Origin of the sequence: Caulobacter sp. BK020, from assembly GCF_004342605.1 — a bacterium.
Classification (GTDB): Bacteria; Pseudomonadota; Alphaproteobacteria; order Caulobacterales; family Caulobacteraceae; genus Caulobacter.
On the sequence record NZ_SLZL01000010.1, the window covers coordinates 150604 to 170396 of the forward strand.

General features: G+C 69.1%; 18 protein-coding genes and 1 pseudogene. 9 read left to right on the forward strand and 10 right to left on the reverse strand.

What is annotated here, in order from left to right; genetic code table 11:
- Nucleotides 1-32: 32 nt before the first annotated feature.
- The 3 genes and pseudogenes from EV278_RS14295 to EV278_RS14305 form a co-directional block, all read right to left on the reverse strand.
- Complete coding sequence (locus tag EV278_RS14295) at nucleotides 33-398, reverse strand: response regulator (protein WP_028038734.1); 366 nt, start codon at nucleotides 396-398, stop codon at nucleotides 33-35.
- Nucleotides 395-682 carry an STAS domain-containing protein gene (locus tag EV278_RS14300; RefSeq protein ID WP_019847923.1) on the reverse strand — a complete coding sequence of 96 codons (288 nt, stop codon included), beginning with the start codon at nucleotides 680-682 and terminating at the stop codon, nucleotides 395-397. Before EV278_RS14300 ends, EV278_RS14295 begins: the two co-directional genes overlap by 4 nt.
- Nucleotides 682-2710 (reverse strand): annotated as a pseudogene (locus tag EV278_RS14305) (methyl-accepting chemotaxis protein). Before EV278_RS14305 ends, EV278_RS14300 begins: the two are co-directional and overlap by 1 nt.
- 362 nt (nucleotides 2711-3072) lie before the next feature.
- Between EV278_RS14305 and EV278_RS14310 the strand changes: the two are divergent.
- Nucleotides 3073-3384, forward strand: a complete 312-nt coding sequence (locus EV278_RS14310; RefSeq protein ID WP_012284370.1) for a hypothetical protein — start codon at nucleotides 3073-3075, stop codon at nucleotides 3382-3384.
- 172 nt (nucleotides 3385-3556) lie between these two features.
- On the opposite strand, the gene EV278_RS14315 is transcribed toward EV278_RS14310, so the two are convergent.
- From EV278_RS14315 to EV278_RS14325, 3 genes are all read right to left on the reverse strand, one after another.
- Nucleotides 3557-4705, reverse strand: coding sequence for an acyl-CoA dehydrogenase family protein (locus tag EV278_RS14315; RefSeq protein WP_132092566.1), 1149 nt, complete (start codon nucleotides 4703-4705; stop codon nucleotides 3557-3559).
- 76 nt (nucleotides 4706-4781) lie between these two features.
- Nucleotides 4782-6197 carry an amino acid permease gene (locus tag EV278_RS14320; RefSeq protein ID WP_132092569.1) on the reverse strand — a complete coding sequence of 472 codons (1416 nt, stop codon included), beginning with the start codon at nucleotides 6195-6197 and terminating at the stop codon, nucleotides 4782-4784.
- Nucleotides 6198-6516: 319 nt separating this feature from the next.
- Entirely contained in the window at nucleotides 6517-6768 is a 252-nt protein-coding gene (locus EV278_RS14325; protein WP_132092572.1) for a DUF6356 family protein, read from the reverse strand.
- A gap of 119 nt (nucleotides 6769-6887) precedes the next feature.
- On the opposite strand from EV278_RS14325, the gene EV278_RS14330 reads away from it, so the two are divergent.
- The 3 genes from EV278_RS14330 to EV278_RS14340 all read left to right on the forward strand — a co-directional run bounded on the left by EV278_RS14330 (nucleotide 6888) and on the right by EV278_RS14340 (nucleotide 9027).
- A complete protein-coding gene (locus tag EV278_RS14330; RefSeq protein ID WP_132092575.1) occupies nucleotides 6888-7355 on the forward strand; it encodes an Lrp/AsnC family transcriptional regulator in 468 nt (155 codons plus the stop codon).
- A 291-nt stretch (nucleotides 7356-7646) separates the two neighbouring features.
- The gene (locus EV278_RS14335; RefSeq protein ID WP_132092578.1) at nucleotides 7647-7982 is read left to right on the forward strand and encodes a hypothetical protein; all 336 of its coding nucleotides are present in this window, start codon (nucleotides 7647-7649) and stop codon (nucleotides 7980-7982) included.
- 397 nt (nucleotides 7983-8379) lie between these two features.
- Nucleotides 8380-9027: a hypothetical protein gene (locus EV278_RS14340; RefSeq protein WP_132092581.1), complete on the forward strand. Its 648-nt coding sequence runs from the start codon at nucleotides 8380-8382 to the stop codon at nucleotides 9025-9027.
- Between the two features lie 27 nt (nucleotides 9028-9054).
- Here the strand turns inward: EV278_RS14340 and EV278_RS14345 are convergent, their stop codons facing one another.
- Nucleotides 9055-9684, reverse strand: coding sequence for a TetR/AcrR family transcriptional regulator (locus tag EV278_RS14345; protein WP_019848189.1), 630 nt, complete (start codon nucleotides 9682-9684; stop codon nucleotides 9055-9057).
- 263 nt (nucleotides 9685-9947) lie between these two features.
- Here EV278_RS14345 and EV278_RS14350 point away from each other — a divergent pair, with 263 nt between their 5' ends.
- On the forward strand, nucleotides 9948-10778 hold the full coding sequence (locus EV278_RS14350; protein WP_132092584.1) for a UDP-2,3-diacylglucosamine diphosphatase: 831 nt from the start codon (nucleotides 9948-9950) through the stop codon (nucleotides 10776-10778).
- On the forward strand, nucleotides 10778-11869 hold the full coding sequence (locus tag EV278_RS14355) for a glycosyltransferase family 1 protein (protein WP_132092587.1): 1092 nt from the start codon (nucleotides 10778-10780) through the stop codon (nucleotides 11867-11869). Before EV278_RS14350 ends, EV278_RS14355 begins: the two co-directional genes overlap by 1 nt.
- 206 nt (nucleotides 11870-12075) lie before the next feature.
- Here EV278_RS14355 and EV278_RS14360 read toward each other — a convergent pair whose 3' ends face one another.
- On the reverse strand, nucleotides 12076-12744 hold the full coding sequence (locus tag EV278_RS14360; protein WP_132092590.1) for a phytanoyl-CoA dioxygenase family protein: 669 nt from the start codon (nucleotides 12742-12744) through the stop codon (nucleotides 12076-12078).
- 80 nt (nucleotides 12745-12824) lie between these two features.
- Complete coding sequence (locus EV278_RS14365; RefSeq protein WP_132092593.1) at nucleotides 12825-13565, reverse strand: enoyl-CoA hydratase/isomerase family protein; 741 nt, start codon at nucleotides 13563-13565, stop codon at nucleotides 12825-12827.
- Between the two features lie 318 nt (nucleotides 13566-13883).
- Here EV278_RS14365 and ccrA point away from each other — a divergent pair, with 318 nt between their 5' ends.
- The 3 genes from ccrA (at nucleotide 13884) to EV278_RS14380 (ending at nucleotide 18709) form a co-directional block, all read left to right on the forward strand.
- Nucleotides 13884-15161 (forward strand): crotonyl-CoA carboxylase/reductase, encoded by a 1278-nt coding sequence (ccrA, locus tag EV278_RS14370; RefSeq protein WP_132092596.1) that lies wholly within the window; start codon nucleotides 13884-13886, stop codon nucleotides 15159-15161.
- Nucleotides 15162-15281: 120 nt separating this feature from the next.
- A complete protein-coding gene (locus EV278_RS14375) occupies nucleotides 15282-16982 on the forward strand; it encodes a molecular chaperone HscC (protein ID WP_132092599.1) in 1701 nt (566 codons plus the stop codon).
- A complete protein-coding gene (locus tag EV278_RS14380) occupies nucleotides 16979-18709 on the forward strand; it encodes a J domain-containing protein (protein ID WP_132092602.1) in 1731 nt (576 codons plus the stop codon). Before EV278_RS14375 ends, EV278_RS14380 begins: the two co-directional genes overlap by 4 nt.
- Here EV278_RS14380 and EV278_RS14385 read toward each other — a convergent pair.
- Nucleotides 18706-19671, reverse strand: a complete 966-nt coding sequence (locus EV278_RS14385; RefSeq protein ID WP_132092605.1) for an NAD-dependent epimerase/dehydratase family protein — start codon at nucleotides 19669-19671, stop codon at nucleotides 18706-18708. The genes EV278_RS14380 and EV278_RS14385 overlap by 4 nt on opposite strands.
- Nucleotides 19672-19793 lie beyond the last annotated feature (122 nt).

Consider the following 19793-nt stretch of genomic DNA (forward strand, 5'->3'; position numbering starts at 1 on the left):
AAGGTATTTCAGTACCTAGAGCACTTGGACGATCAGGCCGCGACGCGGCGGATCGCCTCAACGAGCTTCTCGGGATTGAACGGCTTGACGATCCAGCCCGTCGCGCCGGCCTCGCGGGCCCGCTGCTTCTTGCTGGGGTCGCTTTCCGTGGTCAGCACCAGGATCGGGATGGCGCGATAGTCGTCGTCGACCCGCACCGCCTCGATGAAGCCGAAGCCATCCAGCTTGGGCATGTTGATGTCGGTGATGATCACGTCGGGGCGATGGGCGGACAGCACTTCCAGCCCGTGTTCGCCGTCGACGGCTTCGACGACGTTGAACCCGGCGCCGGCGAGGGCCATGCGCAGCATGTCCCGCATCGTACGCGAGTCATCGACCGTGAGGACAGTACGCGTCACGATGCAGCTCCTTGGATTTCGGCCTGAAGCAGGGCCCCTTCGGCCCCGAAAAGACGGATGGTTTCCACGAACGCCTCGGAAGGCGCGGTGATCGAAAAAGGCTTGCCGTCCTCGGCCCAGGCCTTGCGGGCGGCCAGCAGGACCTGCAGGCACAGCCCGCCGAGACGGCGCACCTGGTCGGCATGGACCTCGATGTCCTGGCCGCGGCGTTCGACGAACGCCTGCTTGAGCGGCCCCGAAGCCTTCAGGTCAAGGGTTTCGGGCAGAGCGATCGCTGTCGACATCAGAACTCCTCCCAGCCGTCGCTGGCCGGGGCGGCCGCGGTCGCGGTCGCCGCGCCGCCGCGTCCGGGACGGGCGAAGGCGTTGAGGCGGGCGCGCTGCTCGGCCACCGGATTGGCGGCGGGAGCGTGGTAGGCGGCGTCGGCGACCTGCGGACGCTCGTAGGACGCCGTCTGCTGGCGGCCGTCGCCGACCCGGAAGCGGCCGATCAGGCGCACCAGCTCGCCGGTCTCGCCCTTCAGCGAGTGGGTGGCGGCGGTCGACTGCTCGACCATGGCGGCGTTCTGCTGGGTCACCTGGTCCATCTGGTTGACGGCGGTGTTGACCTCGTTCAGGCCGGTGGCCTGCTCGGCGGCCGAGGCGGCGATCTCGGTGACCAGGGCGTCGATCTCGCCGACCTTGGTGACGATCCGCTGCAGGGCCTCGCCGGTCTGGCCGACCAGGCTGACGCCCTGGCTGACCTGCTGGGTCGAAGACGAGATCAGGGTCTTGATCTCCTTGGCGGCCTCGGCCGAGCGCTGGGCCAGGGCCCGGACTTCCTGGGCCACGACCGCGAAGCCTCGGCCAGCGTCACCGGCCCGGGCCGCTTCGACGCCGGCGTTCAGGGCCAGCAGGTTGGTCTGGAAGGCGATCTCGTCAATCACGCCGATGATCTGGTTGATCTGCTTGGACGAGTCCTCGATGGCGCCCATCGCCGAGACGGCCTCGTGCACGACCTGGCCCGAATGGGTGGCTTCGCCGCGGGTGCTGGAGACCACTTCCGAAGCCTGCTTGGCGCCGCTGGCGGTGCGGCGCACCGTGGCGGTCAGCTCGTCCAGGGCGGCGGCGGTTTCTTCCAGCGAGGCGGCCTGCTGCTCGGTGCGGCGCGACAGGTCGTCCGAGGCGTGGGCGATCTCGTCGGCGCCGGTGCGCAGGCCGTCCGTCGAGGCCGCGATGACCTTGATGGTTTCCTGCAGCTGGGTGATGGCGGCGTTGAAGTCGTCCTTCAGCTTGCGATAGTCGCCCGGGAAGTCGGCCTGGACGCGATAGGTCAGGTCGCCCTTGGCCAGGTGCTCCAGCGCGTCGGCCAGCGACGACACCACCAGGGCGTTCTCGCGGGCGGCGGCGGCGGCGGCTTCTTCCTTGGCCCGGCGCTCGTCCGCGGTCAGGGCGGCCGACTTCTCCTGCTCGGCGCGCATCTGCTCCAGGTGCAGCTGGTTGTCGCGGAAGACCTTCAGCGAGCGGACGATGGCGCCCAGCTCGTCGCCGCGGGTCATCTTCTCCAGGTCGATCGTGTTGTCGCCCTTCGACAGCTTCTCGGTGGCGCCGGCGATGTCGCCGATCGACTTGCGGGTGGTCATGACGGTCATGAAGGCCAGGCCGGCGACCGCGCACAGCGTGATCAGCGACAGGACGATCGTGGCGCTCATCGCCGCATTGGCCTCGGCCTGCTTCTTGGCGGTCTCGGTCGCGATGCGGGTGTTGGCGGCGGCCACGACCCCGTCCAGCTGGGCGGTCATCTTGGCGTACTGTTCTTCGAACGGGGCGATGAAGCCGGCGGCCATGTTGAAGTCGACGCCGATCATCCCGCTGACCGTGTCGATGGCGCTGCGGCACTCGTCGAGCGACTTGATCAGCTCGGCGATCTTGCCCTGCTCTTCCTTGGGCAGCTTGCCCTTCAGAGCGGTCAGGTCCTTCTTGATCGCGTCCGTCTCGGTCAGGATCGCCGCCATGCGGGCGTCGTTCTTGTCGACCTCGATGTTCCCCGCCTTGTGGGTCATCACGGTGAACAGTTCGCCGTTGATGTTGGAGATCCGCTTGGAGATCGCCTGGATCTCCATGTTCTCGCGCATGTCGTTCTCGACGACCTGCCTGAGCGCGGCGGACTGGCTCTTCTGCACGACGACCGCGCCGCCGGCCATCAGGGCCAGCATCAAAAGCGCGAAAGCCGGCGCGAAGCCGATTTTGATGATCAACGGAAGATCGACGAGCCGGAAGCGCTTCATCGGATTGGGTCCCCTCTTGCGGTGGTCCGTGCGCACGGATCACCAACGTCGAGGGCGATCATCACGACATATTCCTAATAGTTCCTGACTTTGGTTAAGGGCGTTTGCCGCAGGGTGTGTCGCACCCTCGGATTCCGCGCGAGGCAAGGCCTTCCATCCGGCGGCCCCGTTATCAAGGACCGGGCGCGCGCGTGAGTCACGCCCATGCAAGGGTCGAGTCGTCGACGATGAAATCTGAGTGTAGTTTCAAGTGAAACTGGCGTATTCGCCAAGTAAGCGTGGTTACCAATAAATGAAGAAAACTATCTTCCGCTGACTCAGAATATTTTAACTCGCTTCTGCGAAAAAGCTCAGGCGTCCGGACGACGCGACGTCCAAGGGGCGAGACACACTACTAGGAGCAGCGGGATGAAATATCCGATCGCTATTGCCGCGGGAATCGCTGGCAGCTTTTTCGTCGCTCAAGCCGCCTCGGCGGCTGGCGGCTTCGAAGACCAAATGGGCCGTTGCCTGCAACAATTCGCCAACACGCGCGACGCCGCCCAGGTCATGCTGGAATGCACGGCCGACGCCGGCAAGCTGACCGAGTGCAAGGTCGTCGACAACAGCGCGGCCGGCAAGGGTTTCGACAAGGCCGCCATGTGCATCGCTGAAAAGCTGCCGATGGGCGCCAAGACCGGCACCGTGAAGGTTCCGTTCCGCTTCCCGGGCGGCGCGTAAGTCTAAAAGCTCCCCACTCCAGGCTTTCCTGGGGGGATCTTAATACGCCTCCGCTGGCTCCGCCGGAGCGTCCTTACAGGGGACGTTCCGGCCCGGGGCCGGCGGGGGCGTTTTGCGTTTGGGGGGCCGTGCGCCGATTGGGGACAGGCGCATGCGCCTGTCCCCAGCAGCCCTACCCGCCCCGCTTCAGCGTCTCGCGGGCGATGACCAGCTGCTGGATCTGGCTGGTGCCTTCGTAGATCCGGAAGATCCGCACGTCGCGGTACAGCCGCTCGATGCCGTAGTCGGCCACATAGCCGGCCCCGCCGAAGATCTGCACCGCCCGGTCGGCGACCCGGCCGACCATTTCCGAGGCGAACAGCTTGGCGGCCGCCGCCTCCAGGGTAACGCCCTGGCCGGCGTCGCGCTTGCGGGCGGTTTCCAGAACCAGAGCCCGGGCCGCCAGGGCCTCGGTCTTGCTGTCGGCGATCATCGCCTGGATCAGCTGGAAGCTGGCGATCGGCTGGCCGAACTGCCTGCGCTCGCTGGCATAGGCCACGCAGTCGGCGATCAGCCGTTCCGCCACGCCCACGCACACCCCGGCGATGTGCAGCCGCCCGCGGTCCAGCACCTGCATGGCCACTTTGAAGCCCTCGCCCTCCTGCCCCAGCCGGTTCCAGGCCGAGACGCGGACATTGTCGAAGGTCACGTCGTGGATGTGGGCCCCCTGCTGGCCCATCTTCTTCTCGGGCTTGCTGACGCTCAGGCCCGGCAGGTCGCGCGGGACCAGGAAGGCCGAGACGCCCGAACCGCCCTTGGCGGCGGGATCGGTGCGGGCCATCACCGTGAACAGCGAGGCCTTGCCGGCGTTGGTGATGTAGCGCTTGGAGCCGTTCAGCACATAGTCGTCGCCGTCGCGCACCGCCCGGGTCTGGACCGCCGCGCTGTCCGACCCGGCCTCGGGCTCGGTCAGGGCGAACGAGGTGACGATCTCGCCGGACGCGATCCCCGGCAGCCACCTGGCCTTCTGCGCGTCCGTGCCGAACATCACCAACCCCTGGCTGCCGATGCCGACATTGGTGCCGAACACCGAGCGGAAGGCCGGCGAGGCGCGGCCCAGCTCGATCCCGACCAGGCACTCCTCCTCCATGTTCAGCCCCAGGCCGCCGAAGTCTTCCGGGATCGACAGGCCGAACAGCCCCAGCCCCTTCATTTCCTCGATGATCTCGGCCGGCACGGCGTCGTCCTCGGCGACCTTGGCCTCGATCGGGCGCAGCCGTTCAGCGACGAAACGCCGCACCATGTCGATCAGCTGCTCGCGGGTCTCGAGGTCCAGGGCCATGGCGTTCCTTCCGCTTCAAACATCTGTTTTGAGCAGACTGTAGCGGCGGCCGGCCGGAAGGAAAGAGGCGGCGGCTCTAGGCCCGCGCCAGGACGCTCCGTCGCACCCCGTACAGCAGGTACACCGCCGCCCCGATCAGATGGGCGTACAGGAAGTAGAGCTGGGTCTTGGCCGGCAGGCTGGAGAACAGGTAGAGGCAGCCCAGGATCGCCCCGGGCGCCACTACCTGCCACAGCGGGGTGGCGAACACTCGCGGCCGGCTGGGGTCGCGCACCCGCAGGATGATCACCGACAGGCCCACGGCGATGAAGGCCGCCAGGGTGCCGGCGTTGGCCAGCTCGGCGATGTCCTTCAGCGACAGCCAGCCCGACAGCACCGCCGACAGCACGCCGGTCAGCAGGGTCATCAGCACCGGCGTGCCGGTCTTCTGGTTCACCCGCGACAGGGCCGGGGGCAGCAGGCCGTCGCGGGCCATCACGAAGAAGATCCGGCTCTGGCCGTACATGAAGGCCAGGATCACGGTCGGCAGGGCGACCACCGCGGCCAGGGCCACCAGCTGGGCCATCCGCGGATGCTTCAGGGTCTCCAGGATGAAGACCAGCGGCGCTTCGCTCTTGGAGAACACCTCGGCCCGCGAGGCGCCGATCGCCACCGCGGCCACCAGCATGTAGATCAGGGTGCAGGCCAGCATCGAGCCGACGATGCCGATGGTCAGGTCGCGCTTGGGGTTCTTGGTCTCCTCGGCGGCGGTCGACACCGCGTCGAAGCCGTAGAAGGCGAAGAAGATCAGGCTGGCGGCGGCCATCACCCCGACCTTGACCCCGTCCGGGCCAGCGCCCGCGACCGTATGGGCGGCGAAGCCCTGCGGCATGAACGGGGTGAAGTGGCTGGCGTCGAAGGCCGGCAGGCACAGGGCCACGAACACCGCCAGGGCCGCGATCTTGATCACCACCAGCACCATGTTGACCGTGGCGCTCTCCTTGGTGCCCAGGGCCAGCAGACCGGCCACCGCCATCGAGATGATCACCGCCGGCAGGTTGACGACCCCGCCCTGGTGCGGCCCGGCCAGCAGCGCCGGCGGGAAGCCCGCCATCTGGAACAGCCCCTGGGCGTGGGCCGACCAGCCCACCGCCACGGCCGCGCAGACCAGGGTGTATTCGAGGATCAGGCTCCAGCCGACGAACCAGGCGACCGGCTCGCCCATGGCCACGTAGCTGTAGGTGTAGGCGCTGCCCGAGGCCGGGATCAGGGTCGACAGTTCGGCGTAGCACAGGGCCGCGCAGGCGCAGACCGCCCCGGCGACCAGGAACGACAGCATCACCCCCGGCCCGGCCAGCCCCGCCCCGACCCCGGTCAGGGTGTAGATGCCGGTGCCGACGATGGCCCCGACGCCCAGGGCGACCAGGTGATACCAGCTCAGGGTCTTCTTCAGGGCGTGGGCGGCGTCGCCGCTGGCGGTGTCGATCGCCTTGCGGCGGTTCCAGATGCTCAAGTTTCGTCTCCCGACTCCAGAGCGTGGCAGCCGAAAGTGGATGCCGGTTTCGGCGTCCGCCACGCTCTGAATGCTTGATTCGCGCCTGTCCCTTGGGGACAGGCGTGGGCGGGACCTTGGGGCAGCCGGAAGCCGCCGCCAAGGGGGAGAATTTGCTCCGGAGGCGACGAATTCTGACAAGCTTGTACGGCGACCGCTCACAAGCGGGGTGAACGGCGCCCAACGGGGACATGCCCTTGCGGCGTGTCCCCAACCGCTTGGCGCCATGCGACGTCTGGGGACACGCCGCAAGGGCATGTCCCCGGCCGGAGTCTCGGATTCAGATCACCGCGTCGAACGCCGCCCAGTTGGGCAGCTCGGCGTCGGGCCTGCGGCCGCGGTTGGCGATCCGGGTGTAGAGCAGCTTCACGCAGCGGCTGCCGGTGGTCTCGAACAGGAACGGGAAGATCCCGTGGACGAAACAGGCCAGGCCGCCCAGCAGCATGGGAAAGGCGAAGCTCCAGGCCATGGCCAGGTGCTGGCCATAGGTCTCGTCGACCGAGCGGGGGTGGCGGGTGAACAGATCGAGCATGGCGGGCCCCAGGTAAACCTCGTTCCATGATGCCGCGCTTGGCGAGAATGACATGGTCTCATTCGCCACGCCGTGCCAGGTTTGGAGAACTCCATTCTTCAGTCACGGCCGCATAGAGAATGATTTCGCTGGACCAGATCGACCGCCGCCTGCTGGCCATCCTGCAGCAGGACGCCACCGTCCCGATCGCCGAGCTGGCCGAGCGGGTGGGGCTGTCGCAGACGCCGTGCTGGAAGCGCGTCAAGCGGCTGCAGGACAGCGGCGTGATCACCGCCCGCGTCGCCCTGATCGACCGCGAGGCCCTGGACCTGCCGCTGACGGTGTTCGTGGCGGTCAAGACCGGCCGCCACGACGAAGAGTGGCTGGCGACCTTCGCGGCCGGCGCCAAGGCCCTGCCCGAGGTGGTCGAGTTCTACCGGATGAGCGGCGAGGTCGACTACCTGCTCAAGGTCGTGGTCCGCGACATCGCCGCCTATGACCGCTTCTACCGCCGCCTGATCGCCACCGCCCCGCTGACCGACGTGTCGTCGTCGTTTGCGATGGAGCAGATCAAGTTCACCACGGCCCTGCCGATCGCGACGGGGTGAAGTTATCCACAGGGTTGTTCTTCAGAAGCCCTTCAGCCCGTCATCCCGGGCCGTGCCCGGGAACTCTGGTTCAGCTGACGGTGAGAAGCCATGGCGCGTTAGCGCGCCACACAATTGCACCGGCGGCGGACGGAGGGGTCCCGGGCACGAGGCCCGGGATGATGGTTGGGAGGCCGCGTCGCGGTCGCTTATCCCCGCCATTTCCGAAATCGCCCCCAACGAAATCAACGCCCTACACGAAAACGCACGTTTCCTGTCCCCACCCTCCAGGACGGGCGCACACTTCTGGACATGACCCAGACCCAACACGCCCCCGCCCCGTCGCTTGCCTGGTCCCAGGCCCTGCAAGCCAAGCTCATGGCCGCCCTCGACGCGGCCTGGGCGACCCTCGAACGCAGCCACGACCCGGCCGAGATCCGCAAGGTCCGCGACAAGGCCAAGGCGATCGGCGAGCTGGCCGCCATGGCCCGCAAGGTGGCGCTGATGACGCCGACGCCGCGCAAGCCGCCGGCCGGCGCAGACACCGCCCCGGCTTTCAGCGCCGCCCTGGCCCCCGTCGCGGCTCAAGCCGACCACGCCCGCCGGGCGCTGGACAAGCTGAAGGGCGGCGGTCGCGCGCGGTTGTGACCTCCAACGACCGCTCATCCCGGCGAAAGCCGGGACCCAAGCGGGGTTGGCAGTTCCTGGCTCAGCGCGAAACTTCGAACTCGGCTTGGGTTCCGGCTTTCGCCGGGATGAGCGGAGTTCAAAGAACGCCGCTTCGCCCTCCGCCCGCAGCGGCGAGGCCTCACCTTAAGACCTTGATGGCGAGCCTGCGTTGGCGTCTGGCCGTGTCAAGGACCGGCCTCTGGCCGGCCGCGCCGCGGCGGCGCCCTGCACCGTCCTTGACACGGCCAGACGCCAGAGCTCCGATCCACCAAGGGTTTAAAGTGAGGCTCCATCCGCTGGGGCGAATGCATCTTTCCCTCAAGGCACGCGAATTCGTAACAACAGTTGACCCAGAGTTAGAACTTGGGGGCACGCCATGTCCAACAAACTAACTGCGAACATCGAAAGAATTGCAGCCTACACCGCCGAACACGCCGAGTTGCTCGCCGCTCACCATTTTCTCTACGACCTTCGGCAACCTCCCAGCGGGACGCCCCGGTTCGTAGTGATGGGCGTCAATCCTGGAGAGACGCCATACGACTGGAAAATCTCGCCCAAGCCGACCGAGGAAACCAGTCGGTTCGACTTTCATGTCGCGCTCGGCGGCGGCCGTAGCGCGATCAGGTGGTCAAAGGCAGCAAAGTATTTTCTGGATGACAGCGACTACGTTCTGGCGGAGCTGTTCTTCTGGAGTTCACGCGATAGTCGCGCCTTCAACGAGCGTTTTGGGCGACTCGCCACTTCGAAGCACTTGCCGCTCTGCGTGGGAATGAATCGAGATTTGATCGACCACTACCAGCCAAGGGCGGTGGTTCTTCCTGGCCTAACGAATATGCCTCTGGTTCGAAAGCTCTATGAGCTCACGCCTCTCAACGTCGTAAAATATCAAGCTGCTCGCGTCGCAGAGCACTACACCGACGGCAAACGTCCTTGGGTCTTCACCAAACATTGGACGGCGGCGTTTGGCTTTTCGAAGGTGCAACGGGAACTGGCGCGGGAAGCCGTGCGGGCAGCAACGATCTGAGAATAGGCGGACAGACGTCCCGCCCCCTCAATCCGGCCAAAGATCCTGCACGTCGCCCTTGCGGTTGAGCATGTGCGTGGCCCGCTTGATCAGCGTCAGCAGGCGCTCGCGCCGGCCGTCGCTGTCGTAGGTCAGCGAGGCCCGCGCCAAGCCCTCCAGCATGAACCGCGCCAGGTCGCGCGAGGCCTGGAACCTCGGGCCGGCGCCGGCGTGGAGGATCTTCAGGAAGTGGTCGCCCGCCTGGGCGCGGTCGAACTCGGCCTGGGCCGGGGCCAGCAGGGCCTGGACGGCCGGGTCGGTGCGGCCGGCGGCCTCCAGCTCGGCGAAGGCCAGGAACGGCACGGTGTGCAGCAGGTCCCAGTAGCTGTCGATGGCGTGCTCGGTGACGTCGGCGCCCGGCGGCAGGCTGTCGGCGGCGGCGCGGAACAGGGCCGAGCGCTCGGCCTGGACGTGGGCCACGGCCGCCTCGACCAGGGCCTCGCGGCTGGGGAAGTGGTAGAGCATCGCCCCGCGCGTCAGGCCCGCCGCGTCGGCGATCACCGGGTTGGTCGCGGCGTAATAGCCGATCTCGGCGATCAGCCGCATCGCGTGGTCGAGAATCCGCGCCCGGGTCTTCAGCGACTTGGGCGTATCCTTGGCGAGGCGGGCGGCGTCCATGGCCCTGGTCTAGTCCAAAGCCATGTTGCGCTGCAACAGCCGAGCGCCGGCAAAGCCTCGCCCGTCCGGCAAGTTTCATCCGATGGTCAAAAATCGGGCGGCGCTGCGGCGCCGCGCCACGTGACGGGCGGGGCCCCGTTTCATGAAAGCGACATGCAATCAGCTTAATCGCCGCCCTGAAGCGCCCGGACAGGACCGGGGCCGCGACCGGTCCGGAGGGGGACCGGACGGGAACGCCGACCAGACCGCCGGAGGGGCAAGCCATGGTCACCGACAACGACATCGAGATCCGCCGCTACCGCTCGATCTTCATCAGCGACGTGCACCTGGGCACCCGCGGCTGCCAGGCCGAGCTGCTGCTGGACTTTATCCGCCACATCGAGTGCGACAAGCTCTACCTGGTCGGCGACATCATCGACGGCTGGAAGCTGCGCAGCGGCTGGTACTGGCCTCAGGCCCACAACGACGTGGTGCAGAAGATCCTGCGCCTGGCGCGCAAGGGCGTGGAGGTGATCTACGTCCCCGGCAACCACGACGACCGGGTGCGCGACTTCTGCGGCGTCCACTTCGGCGGGGTGGTGGTGGCCCGCGACATGATCCACGAGGCGGCCGACGGCAAGCGCTACCTGGTGGTGCACGGCGACGAGTTCGACGGGGTGGTGCAGCACGCCAAGTGGCTGGCCTTCCTGGGCGACTGGTCCTATAGGACCATCCTGATGCTGAACACCTTGCTCAACCGCGCGCGCCGCAAGCTGGGGTTCGGCTACTGGAGTCTTTCGGCCTATCTGAAGGTCAAGGTGAAGAACGCCCTGCAGTTCATCGAGAATTTCGAGGCCGCGGTCGCCGACGAAGCCCGTCGTCGCGGCGTCGACGGCGTGATCTGCGGCCACATCCACAAGGCCGAGATGCGCGAGATCGACGGCGTGCTCTATGTGAACGACGGCGATTGGGTGGAAAGCTGCACCGCGCTGGTGGAACATATGGACGGACGGCTCGAAATCCTGGAATGGTCCAAGCTTAGGTCCTGGTCGGTGATCGACCGGGCGCGGGCGCTCACCCTCGAGCCCCCGATAGCGGAGCCTGCCGCCGCCTGATGCGGATACTACTCGCCACCGATGCCTGGGAACCGCAAGTCAATGGCGTGGTCCGGACCCTCACCAAGGTGATGGCCGAGCTGAAGGCCATGGGCCACGAGGTCGACGTCGTCAGCCCCGACCAGTTCCCGACCTTCCCGCTGCCGACCTATCCGGAGATCAAGCTGGCCATCGGCGCCTACGAGCCGGTGATGGAGCGCTTCAAGTCGTTCGAGCCCGAGGCGATCCACATCGCCACCGAGGGGCCGATCGGCCTGGCCGCCCGCCGCATCTGCCTGGAATGGAAGCTGCCGTTCACCACCAGCTACCACACGCGCTTTCCGGAATACGTCTCGGCCCGCCTGCCGCTGCCGCTGTCGGCCGGCTACACCTACATGCGCTGGTTCCACAAGCCGTCGGGCCGACTGATGGTGGCCACCCCCACCATGCGCGACGAGCTGATCCGCCACGGCTTCCGCAACATCTCGCCCTGGACGCGCGGCGTCGACACCGACGTGTTCCGCCCGCGCCAGGACGGCGAGCCGGACGTGTTCGAGGGCCTGGCTCGGCCGATCTTCCTCAATGTCGGCCGCGTGGCCGTCGAGAAGAACATCGAGGCCTTCGCCAGCCTCGACCTGCCCGGCACCAAGGTCATCGTCGGCGACGGCCCCCAGCGCGAGGAGCTGGCCGAGAAATATCCCGACGTGGTGTTCACCGGCGCCAAGTTCGGCGAAGAGCTGGGCCGCTATTTCGCCTGCGCCGACGTCTTCTGCTTCCCCTCCCTGACCGACACCTTCGGCCTGGTGATCCTGGAGGCCATGGCCGCCGGCGTGCCCGTAGCGGCGTTCTCGGCCCCGGGCCCGATCGACATCATCCCCGGCTCCGGCGCCGGCGTGCTGGCTCCCGGCCAGACCGACGGCCTGCGCGAGGCCTGCCTGGCCTGCCTGGAGATCGACCACGCCGCGGTGCGCAAGTTCGCCGAGGGCTTCTCGTGGCGGGCCTGCGCCGAGGAGTTCTACAAGAACCTGCAGCCCTATCCCGAGCCGGAAAAGACCCGCTTCTGGCGCCGGCTGCGACGCCTGGCGCGGCTGAGGCGCAAGCCGGCGGCCTGAGGCGACGGGGCTGGCCCACCTTTTCGCTCCCTCTTTCGGCCGTCATCCCGGGCCTTGTGCCCGGGACCCCTTTGTCCATCGCAGGTGCGGAGGTGTGGCGCGCCAGCGCGCCAAGGCGCTTCACCGTCAGTTGAACCAGGGATCCCGGGCACAAGGCCCGGAATGACGAAGGTTGGGGATATGAACACTGGCGCTTGAGCGCCAACTCACACCACGAACACCTCGCTCCGCGCCATGCGCACGTTGCGGACGGCGCGGCAGGCCTCCTCGTTCGCCCGGTCGCGCTCGGGCTTGAAGCTCAGCAGCAGCGAGCGGCGGCGCGCGCCGGAGCGGTTGCGGGTGGCGCCGTGCAGCAGGTCGGCGTCGAACACCAGGACGTCGCCCGCCTCGCCCGCCAGGACCTGGGCCAGGGCCTCGTCCGGCCGGCCCGGGTCGAGCGGGCGCGGCACCAGGCGGGTGGCGCCGTTGTCGGGCCCGTAGGGATCGAGGAAGACCAGGGCGGCCACGGCCTTCTGGCCGGCGCCGTCGCGGTGCAGCGGCTGGTGGCCGGCGTCGGCCAGCGGCTCGCGGCCCTCGACCTGGGCGAGGAAGAACGGACCGCCCAGCATCCGTCCCGCCGCCGCCAGCAGGGGCGGCAGCCGGCAGGTCCGCAGCACGACGGGATCCAGGTCGACCAGGGCGTGGCGCCAGCCGGGACTGCGCGGCGCGGCCCACTGGTCGGGCGTCCCCACGCCGTCGTCGAAGGCCTCGCGCAGGGCGGCGCGCCAGGCCTCGGGCACGGCGCCGCGCAGCAGCAGATAGCCGTCGCGGTCCAGGGCGGCGGCCATGTCCGGCCTGAGCGGGGCGACCTTGGCGGGCGTCAGGGTGTCGCTCATGGCGCTCCGGGATCGACGGGAAGTCGCCGCGATCCTGCCTCCGCCGCCCCGCGCCGTCCACCCAGGGGGCCGGCTTCGAACTACCCCCGCCGGAACAGCGCCGAGCGCTTGGCCATGAACGCCGCGATCGCCTCGCGGTGGTCGGCGCTGGCCACCAGGGCCGGCAGCTCCTCCTCGACATAGGAGCGGCCGTCGACGACCCGCTTGGTGGCCTCCACGGCCAGGGGCGCGCGCGAGGCGATCCACTCGGCCAGGTGGAAGGCTTCGGGCAGCAGGCGCTCGGGCGGGTGCACGGCGGTGACGACCCCGTCGGCCAGGGCCCGCTCTGGGCCGAACTGGGCGCCGGTCAGCAGGTGGGCCTTGGCCCGCGCCAGGCCGATCAGCCGGGGCAGGCGCGCGACCGAGGCCATCAGCCCGATATTGACCCCCGAGGCGGCGAACGCCGCGCGGTCGCTGGCCAGGCGGATGTCGCAGGCCAGGGCCAGCTCCAGCCCGCCGCCGAAGCACCAGCCGTCGATGGCGGCGATCAGCGGCACGCGCAGGGCCTCGATCCAGTCCATCAGCCGGTTGAAGTTCTCGACCGCCGCCAGGGCGTCGGGCGCGGTGCGGCCATGGGCCTCGCGCAGGTCGTCGCCGGCGCAGAACACCCCGCCCCGGCCGGTCAGCACCACCGCGCGGACCTCGTCGTCGGTGGCGATCTCGTCGAGGATCTTCACCAGCTGGGCCCGCACGGCCAGGCCCAGGGCGTTGGCCGGCGGGGCGTCCAGCTCCAGCAGCAGGATCGAGCCGGTGGGGCGGCTGACGTGGATCATCGCGCTCATCGGTGGAACGTGGCCGATAGGGGCGGATTTGGAAAGCTGAGCCTTTGCCGCTTTCGGCCCGCCCTCCTCGCCTCCGCGCGTCCGGGCAACGCCGAGATGCGCGGATCAGAAGGAGTCGTTTCACGCGCAACCATGCTGCGACGCAATAGATTCCCGCTTGCCAGAGTCAAACGCTTGTCACAGCTTAGGCGGGCTTCGGGGAGAAACTGCCCTCCAGGAGCCCGGGAAAGATGGGTCCACGCCGCGCCGAACGATCCACGGAGCGCAGGAAGCTGTTCGGGCGTTTGTGTTGCAGCGCCGAAGAGACTGGGGAGAGACATGAGCACCGCGACGCTGGACCCGACGCCCGGGCTGAAGGACCTCTACGAGATCGGCGAGATCCCGCCGGCTTTCCATGTGCCCAAGACCATGTACGCCTGGGCGATCCGCAAGGCGCGTCACGGCAAGCCGTCCCAGGCCATGCAGGTCGAGGTCGTGCCTACCTGGGAGATCGGCGAGGACGAGGTGCTGGTCCTGGTGATGGCCGCGGGCGTCAATTACAACGGCGTCTGGGCCGCCCTGGGCGAGCCGATCAGCCCGCTGGACGGCCACAAGCAGCCCTTCCACGTCGCCGGGTCCGACGCCTCCGGGATCGTCTGGAAGGTGGGCGCCAAGGTCAAGCGCTGGAAGCTGGGCGACGAGGTGGTCATCCACTGCAATCAGGACGACGGCGACGACGAGGAGTGCAACGGCGGCGACCCGATGTACTCGCCCAGCCAGCGGATCTGGGGCTATGAGACCCCGGACGGCAGTTTCGCCCAGTTCTGCCGGGTGCAGTCGCGCCAGCTGATGCCGCGCCCCCGCCACCTGACCTGGGAGGAGGCCGCCTGCTACACCCTGACCCTGGCCACCGCCTACCGCATGCTGTTCGGCCACAAGCCGCATGAGCTCAAGCCCGGCCAGAACGTGCTGGTCTGGGGCGCCTCGGGCGGTCTGGGCGTCTTCGCCGTGCAGCTGGCCGCCGTGGCCGGAGCCCACGCCATCGGCGTCGTCAGCGACGACGACAAGATCGACTTCGTCAAGAGCATGGGCGCCAAGGCGGTGCTGAACCGCAAGGAATTCAACTGCTGGGGCCAGCTGCCCAAGGTCAACGGCCCGGAATTCGCCGACTACATGAAGGAAAGCCGCAAGTTCGGCAAAGCCATCTGGCAGGTCACCGGCAACCGCGACGTCGACCTGGTGTTCGAGCATCCGGGCGAGTCGACCTTCCCGGTCAGCGTGTTCGTGGTCAAGCGCGGCGGCATGGTGGCCATCTGCGCCGGCACCAGCGGCTTCAACCTGACCATGGACGCCCGGTTCCTGTGGATGCGCCAGAAGCGCGTCCAGGGCAGCCACTTCGCCAACCTGATGCAGGCCAGCGCCGCCAACCAGCTGGTCATCGACCGCCGGGTGGACCCCTGCCTGTCGGAAGTGTTCCCCTGGAACGACATCCCCGCCGCCCACGAGAAGATGCTGGCCAACCAGCACCTGCCCGGCAACATGGCCGTGCTGGTCTGCGCCCAGCGCCCCGGCCTGCGGACGTTCGAGGAGGTGGTGGAGCTGGGCGGGGGCGGCTGACGCCCGCCGGGCGAGGATGGTCGATCTCACCACGGCGCGGCGCGTCCCAGGGTGGAGAATGACTGTTCAGCCCGTTCCCGACCGGCTAGACCCAAGCGGGAGTGTGGACGGGGGCGTCGCGTGATCATCGGTATCGACCTGGGCACCACCAACAGCGCGGTGGGCGTTTGGCGCGACGGCAAGGTGGAGCTGATCCCCAACAGCCTGGGCGCGGTCCTGACGCCGTCGGCCGTCGGCATCGACGACGACGGGGCCCTGCTGGTCGGCCTGGCTGCGCGCGAGCGCCGCTCGACCCACCCGGCCCTGACCGCCACGACTTTCAAGCGCTACATGGGCTCGACCCGGACCATGCGACTGGGCAAGCAGGATTATCTGCCCGAGGAGCTGTCCGCTCTGGTGCTGGCGCGACTGAAGGCCGACGCCGAGGCCTATCTGGGCCAGCCGGTCACCGAGGCGGTGATCACCGTGCCGGCCTATTTCAACGACAAGCAGCGCAAGGCCACCCGCCGGGCCGGCGAGCTGGCGGGCCTGAAGGTCGAGCGCCTGCTGAACGAACCCACGGCCGCGGCCCTGGCCTACGGCATCCACGAACTGGGCGACGAGACCCGCTTCCTGGTGTTCGACCTGGGCGGGGGCACCTTCGATGTCTCGGTGCTCGAGATCTTCGAGGGCGTGATCGAGGTCCGCGCCTCGACCGGCGACAACCAGCTGGGCGGCGAGGATTTCAACGCCGTCCTGGTGCAGATGATGCGCGAGGCGCATGGCAAGGCCTGGGGCAAGGCCGAGGCCGACTTAGGCTTCCGCCAGCGCCTGCAGGTCGCCGCCGAGAAGGCTCGCCGAACCCTGACCGACCAGCCGGCCGCCAAGATGACGGTCACTTGGGAAGACGAAAGCTGGACGCTGGACGTCACGGCCGAGGCGTTCGAGAGCGCGGCCGCGCCCCTGCTGGCCCGCCTGCGCGAGCCGGTGCTGGGAGCCTTGCGCGACGGCTCGGTGCAGGCTGTCGCCCTCAAGGAGATCGTCCTGGTCGGCGGCGCCACCCGCATGCCGATCGTGCGTCGCGCGGTGACCCGGATGTTCGGCCGCTTTCCATCCAACGCCGTGCACCCGGACGAGGCGGTGGTGATCGGCGCGGTGATCCAGGCGGGCCTGAAGGCGCGCGACGCCGCCCTCAAGGACGTGGTGATGACCGACGTCTGCCCCTATTCGCTGGGCGTCGACGTCGCCGAGACCGGGCCGGGCGGCACGTTGCGCGACGGCATCTTCTCGCCGGTCATCGAACGCAACACCGTCGTGCCGGCCAGCCGCATGAACGTGTTCAGCACCATCCAGCCGGGCCAGCGCAAGGTGGTGTTCAACGTCTTCCAGGGCGAGTCGCGCCTGGTCGCCGACAACATCCGCCTGGGTCGGATCGAGATTCCCGTGCCGCCGGCTCGGGCGGGCGAGATCCAGGTCGAGGTGCGCTTCAGCTACGACGTCAACGGGCTGATCGAGGTGGACGTCCACGTTCCACACACCGGCGAGCGCAGGCAACTGGTCATCGTCGACGACGAGGACGGCCCGCCGCCCGACCTGGAAAAGCGCCGCGCCGCCCTGGCCGCCCTGAAGGTCAACCCCCGCGACCAGGACGCCAACCGCGCCGCCAGCGCCCGGGCCGCGCGCTGCTATGAACTGTTCCTGGGCGAACGCCGCGCTCACGTCGCCGAGTTGATCTCGCGCTTCGAGGCCGTCCTGGACCGGCAAGACCCGCGGGCGATCGACGCCGCCCGACAGGAGCTGATCCAGGGCCTGGACGCGCTGGACGGCGAGACCTTCCTGTGAACTCGGAGATCTGGCAGGTCCTGGGCCTGGAACCGGTCCGCGACCGCGACGCCATCCGCCGCGCCTATGCCCGCCGGCTGAAGGTCACCAGCCCCGAGGACGACGCCGAGGGCTTCAGGATCCTGCGCGAGGCCTACGAGCAAGCGCTGAGCGCTCTGGACTGGGATTGGGCGTGGGAAGACGACGACGGCCAGCAGAACCTGGAGCAGCAGGAGGGCGAGCCTCCGCCCGTGGCCGGCGTCTTCGCCGACGCCGCGGACGTGCTGACCCTGCTGCGCGGCGGCGTTCCCGCGTTCGAAGCCGCGCGGCGTCCGGATCCATCGGCGCTGCACGGCCACGACGCGCACGAGCGGCTGCTGGCCGAGCTGGAGGGGCTGGTCGCCGATCCGACGGACGACGCTCCGGCCCGCCTGGAGGCCTCCCTGGCTGCGATCGTCGCCTCGCCGGCCATGGAGGTGCTGGCGGTGGCGGTTCACACCGAGCAGCACATCGCCCACCTGATCGCCGACAACGCGCCGCGTTCCGATCCCCTGGTGCGCCCAGCCATCAACGCCTTTCGCTGGAGCCGCGATCGCACCGGCCTGCATGGCGGCGGCGTGATCGAGGCGGTGCTGGACCGCGACGCCGACATCATCTTCCGCTCCGGCCTGCTTCGCGACCAAGGCCCGCGGCGCCCGGCCTTCCTGGCCCTGACCCGGCCGCTGAACCGGGGACCAAGCTGGCGTGACCGGTGCTGGCCAGGCTTCGAACCAGCCATGCGCGCGGTGCTGGCCGAGATCGGCCGCCGGCCCAGCCTGCGCGCCGACGTCGATCCCGAGACCTTGACGGCCTGGGAGGAGCGCCTGACTCGCCCCCACCTGTCGCCTCTGGTCCTGTGGATCGCCGCCCTGATCCCCCTGATCCCCGCGCCGCTCGGCCTGATGACCAGCCCGCTGACGGCGCTGGGACTCTACATGATGGGCGCCGCGGCCTGCCTGGCCGTGTCCAGCCTCTGGATCTTCGGCGTGCTCCCGCTTCGCCGGGCGTGGGGCGAGACCTGGGCGTGGCGGGCGCCGATCTGGGCGCGCGCCGGCTGGGCGCCCCTCAGCCTGGCCTTGCTGCTCCTGGCCAGCCTGGCCCCCGCCAACGCCTGGGCGACGGCTGGGATCGGCCTTTGCGCGGCCGCCCTGGCGCTGTGGGCGGTGGTCACCAGCGAGGTCGACGCCGACCCGTCACCGAAAGCTTGGCCCCTGCCGCTGAAGCTGCTGGTCGGCCAGAGCGTCCTGGTGGTCTGGTGGGGCTTCCTGATGACGGTCGCTCCGGAAGCGACGCCGCCCGCCGCCACCGTGGCCTTCGCTGGCGCGATGATCGCCAGTGCGGCCGGCGCCTCAAGCCTGCCGATCCTCTGGTACCGCTGGACTATCCGGCCTCTGCGCTTCGCCCTGATCCTGGCCCTGGCCGGCGCGGCGATCTGGACCGCCCTGCAGCTCCTGGACCCGCGCGAGGCGACCGGCGGCGCGGCCATGGCGGCTGCGGCGACGGCGGCGGTCATCCTGGCGCACCGCCCCGCCGCCGGCGGACTGGGCCCGACCGCCCTGCAATGGCGCTATCGGGTCCAGGCCTTCTCGTTCATTCCCGTCATCGGGGCCGGGACCGAACTGGGCTGGCTGAAGGTCAGCGGCCTGTGGCTGCTGGCGGGGGTGGCGACCGCCCTGATCGGAGCGATCGTCCTGGAAAAGGACCTTTAGCGCCCCATCTCGTCGGCCACGGTCCGGGCCAGCGCTTCGTCGAAGTCCGTCACCTCGGCATAGCCCAGCCGGCGGCGGATCTTGGCGTTGTCGACGAACAGCGGGTAGCCGAGGTCCAGGCCCGAGACCGCCTTGGCCAGGGCGCCGCGCGCCACGTCGGGATGGGCCAGCTGGACCTGGCCGGGCCAGTTCAAATGTTCGGCGAAGGTCGCCGCCCAGGCGATGTTGGTCGGGGTGTTGGCGCGGCCGAGATTGAAGGTCTCGCCGCCGGCCCGAGGATGGACGGCCGCCAGGGCGATCCCCGCCGCCACGTCGTCGACATAGCCGAAGGTCGCCCGCCAGCTGGCCCACGGATGGGGGATCACGAACCGCGGCCGGCCCTGGACCATCGGCCGGATGGCCCACGAGAACCGCCGCTGGCGGTCGCCGGGCCCGAACACCATCGGCAGGCGCAGGATGGCCGTTTCGAACCCACGGGCGGCGCGCGCCGCGTCTTCAAGAGGAATCTTGTCGTAGTCGTCCATCCAGGCCTGAGGATCGCCGGCGGCGCGCGGCCGGGCCAGTCGGTAGGGAAAGCGGCTGTCGCGCAGCGGGGCGTCCTCGGCCAGGCGGTCCCAGATCGGCGTCGGCCGGCCCTTGCGGTGCAGGCCCTCGTAGTTGCGATAGACGTCGACCGAGCTGACCAGCACATAGCGAGCGATCCGGCCCGACAGGGCGTCCAGCAGCGGCAGGGTGTCGGCCGCGGTGTAGGCGATCAGGTCGACCACGGTGTCGGCGCCCAGCGCGCGCACGGCCGCCAGCACCGCCGCCGAGTCGCGGCGGTCCAGCACCACCGACGCCGCCCCGGCCGCGACGGCCCGCGCCCCGTGGTGGGCGACGCCCGTCTCGACGCCGTCGGCCAGCAGCCGCGCGGCCACCGGGCCGCCGATGAAACCCGTCCCTCCAAGGACCAGGACGCCCATGCCGCTTCTCGAAACTCCTGACTCGCGAGCGCCAGCCTATGCGCGAGGCCGGGCCGCAAGGCAAACGCGACCGCCGCTTGCGTCCCTTGGAACCGGAGCGCGGGCCCCCGCGAACTTGGCGG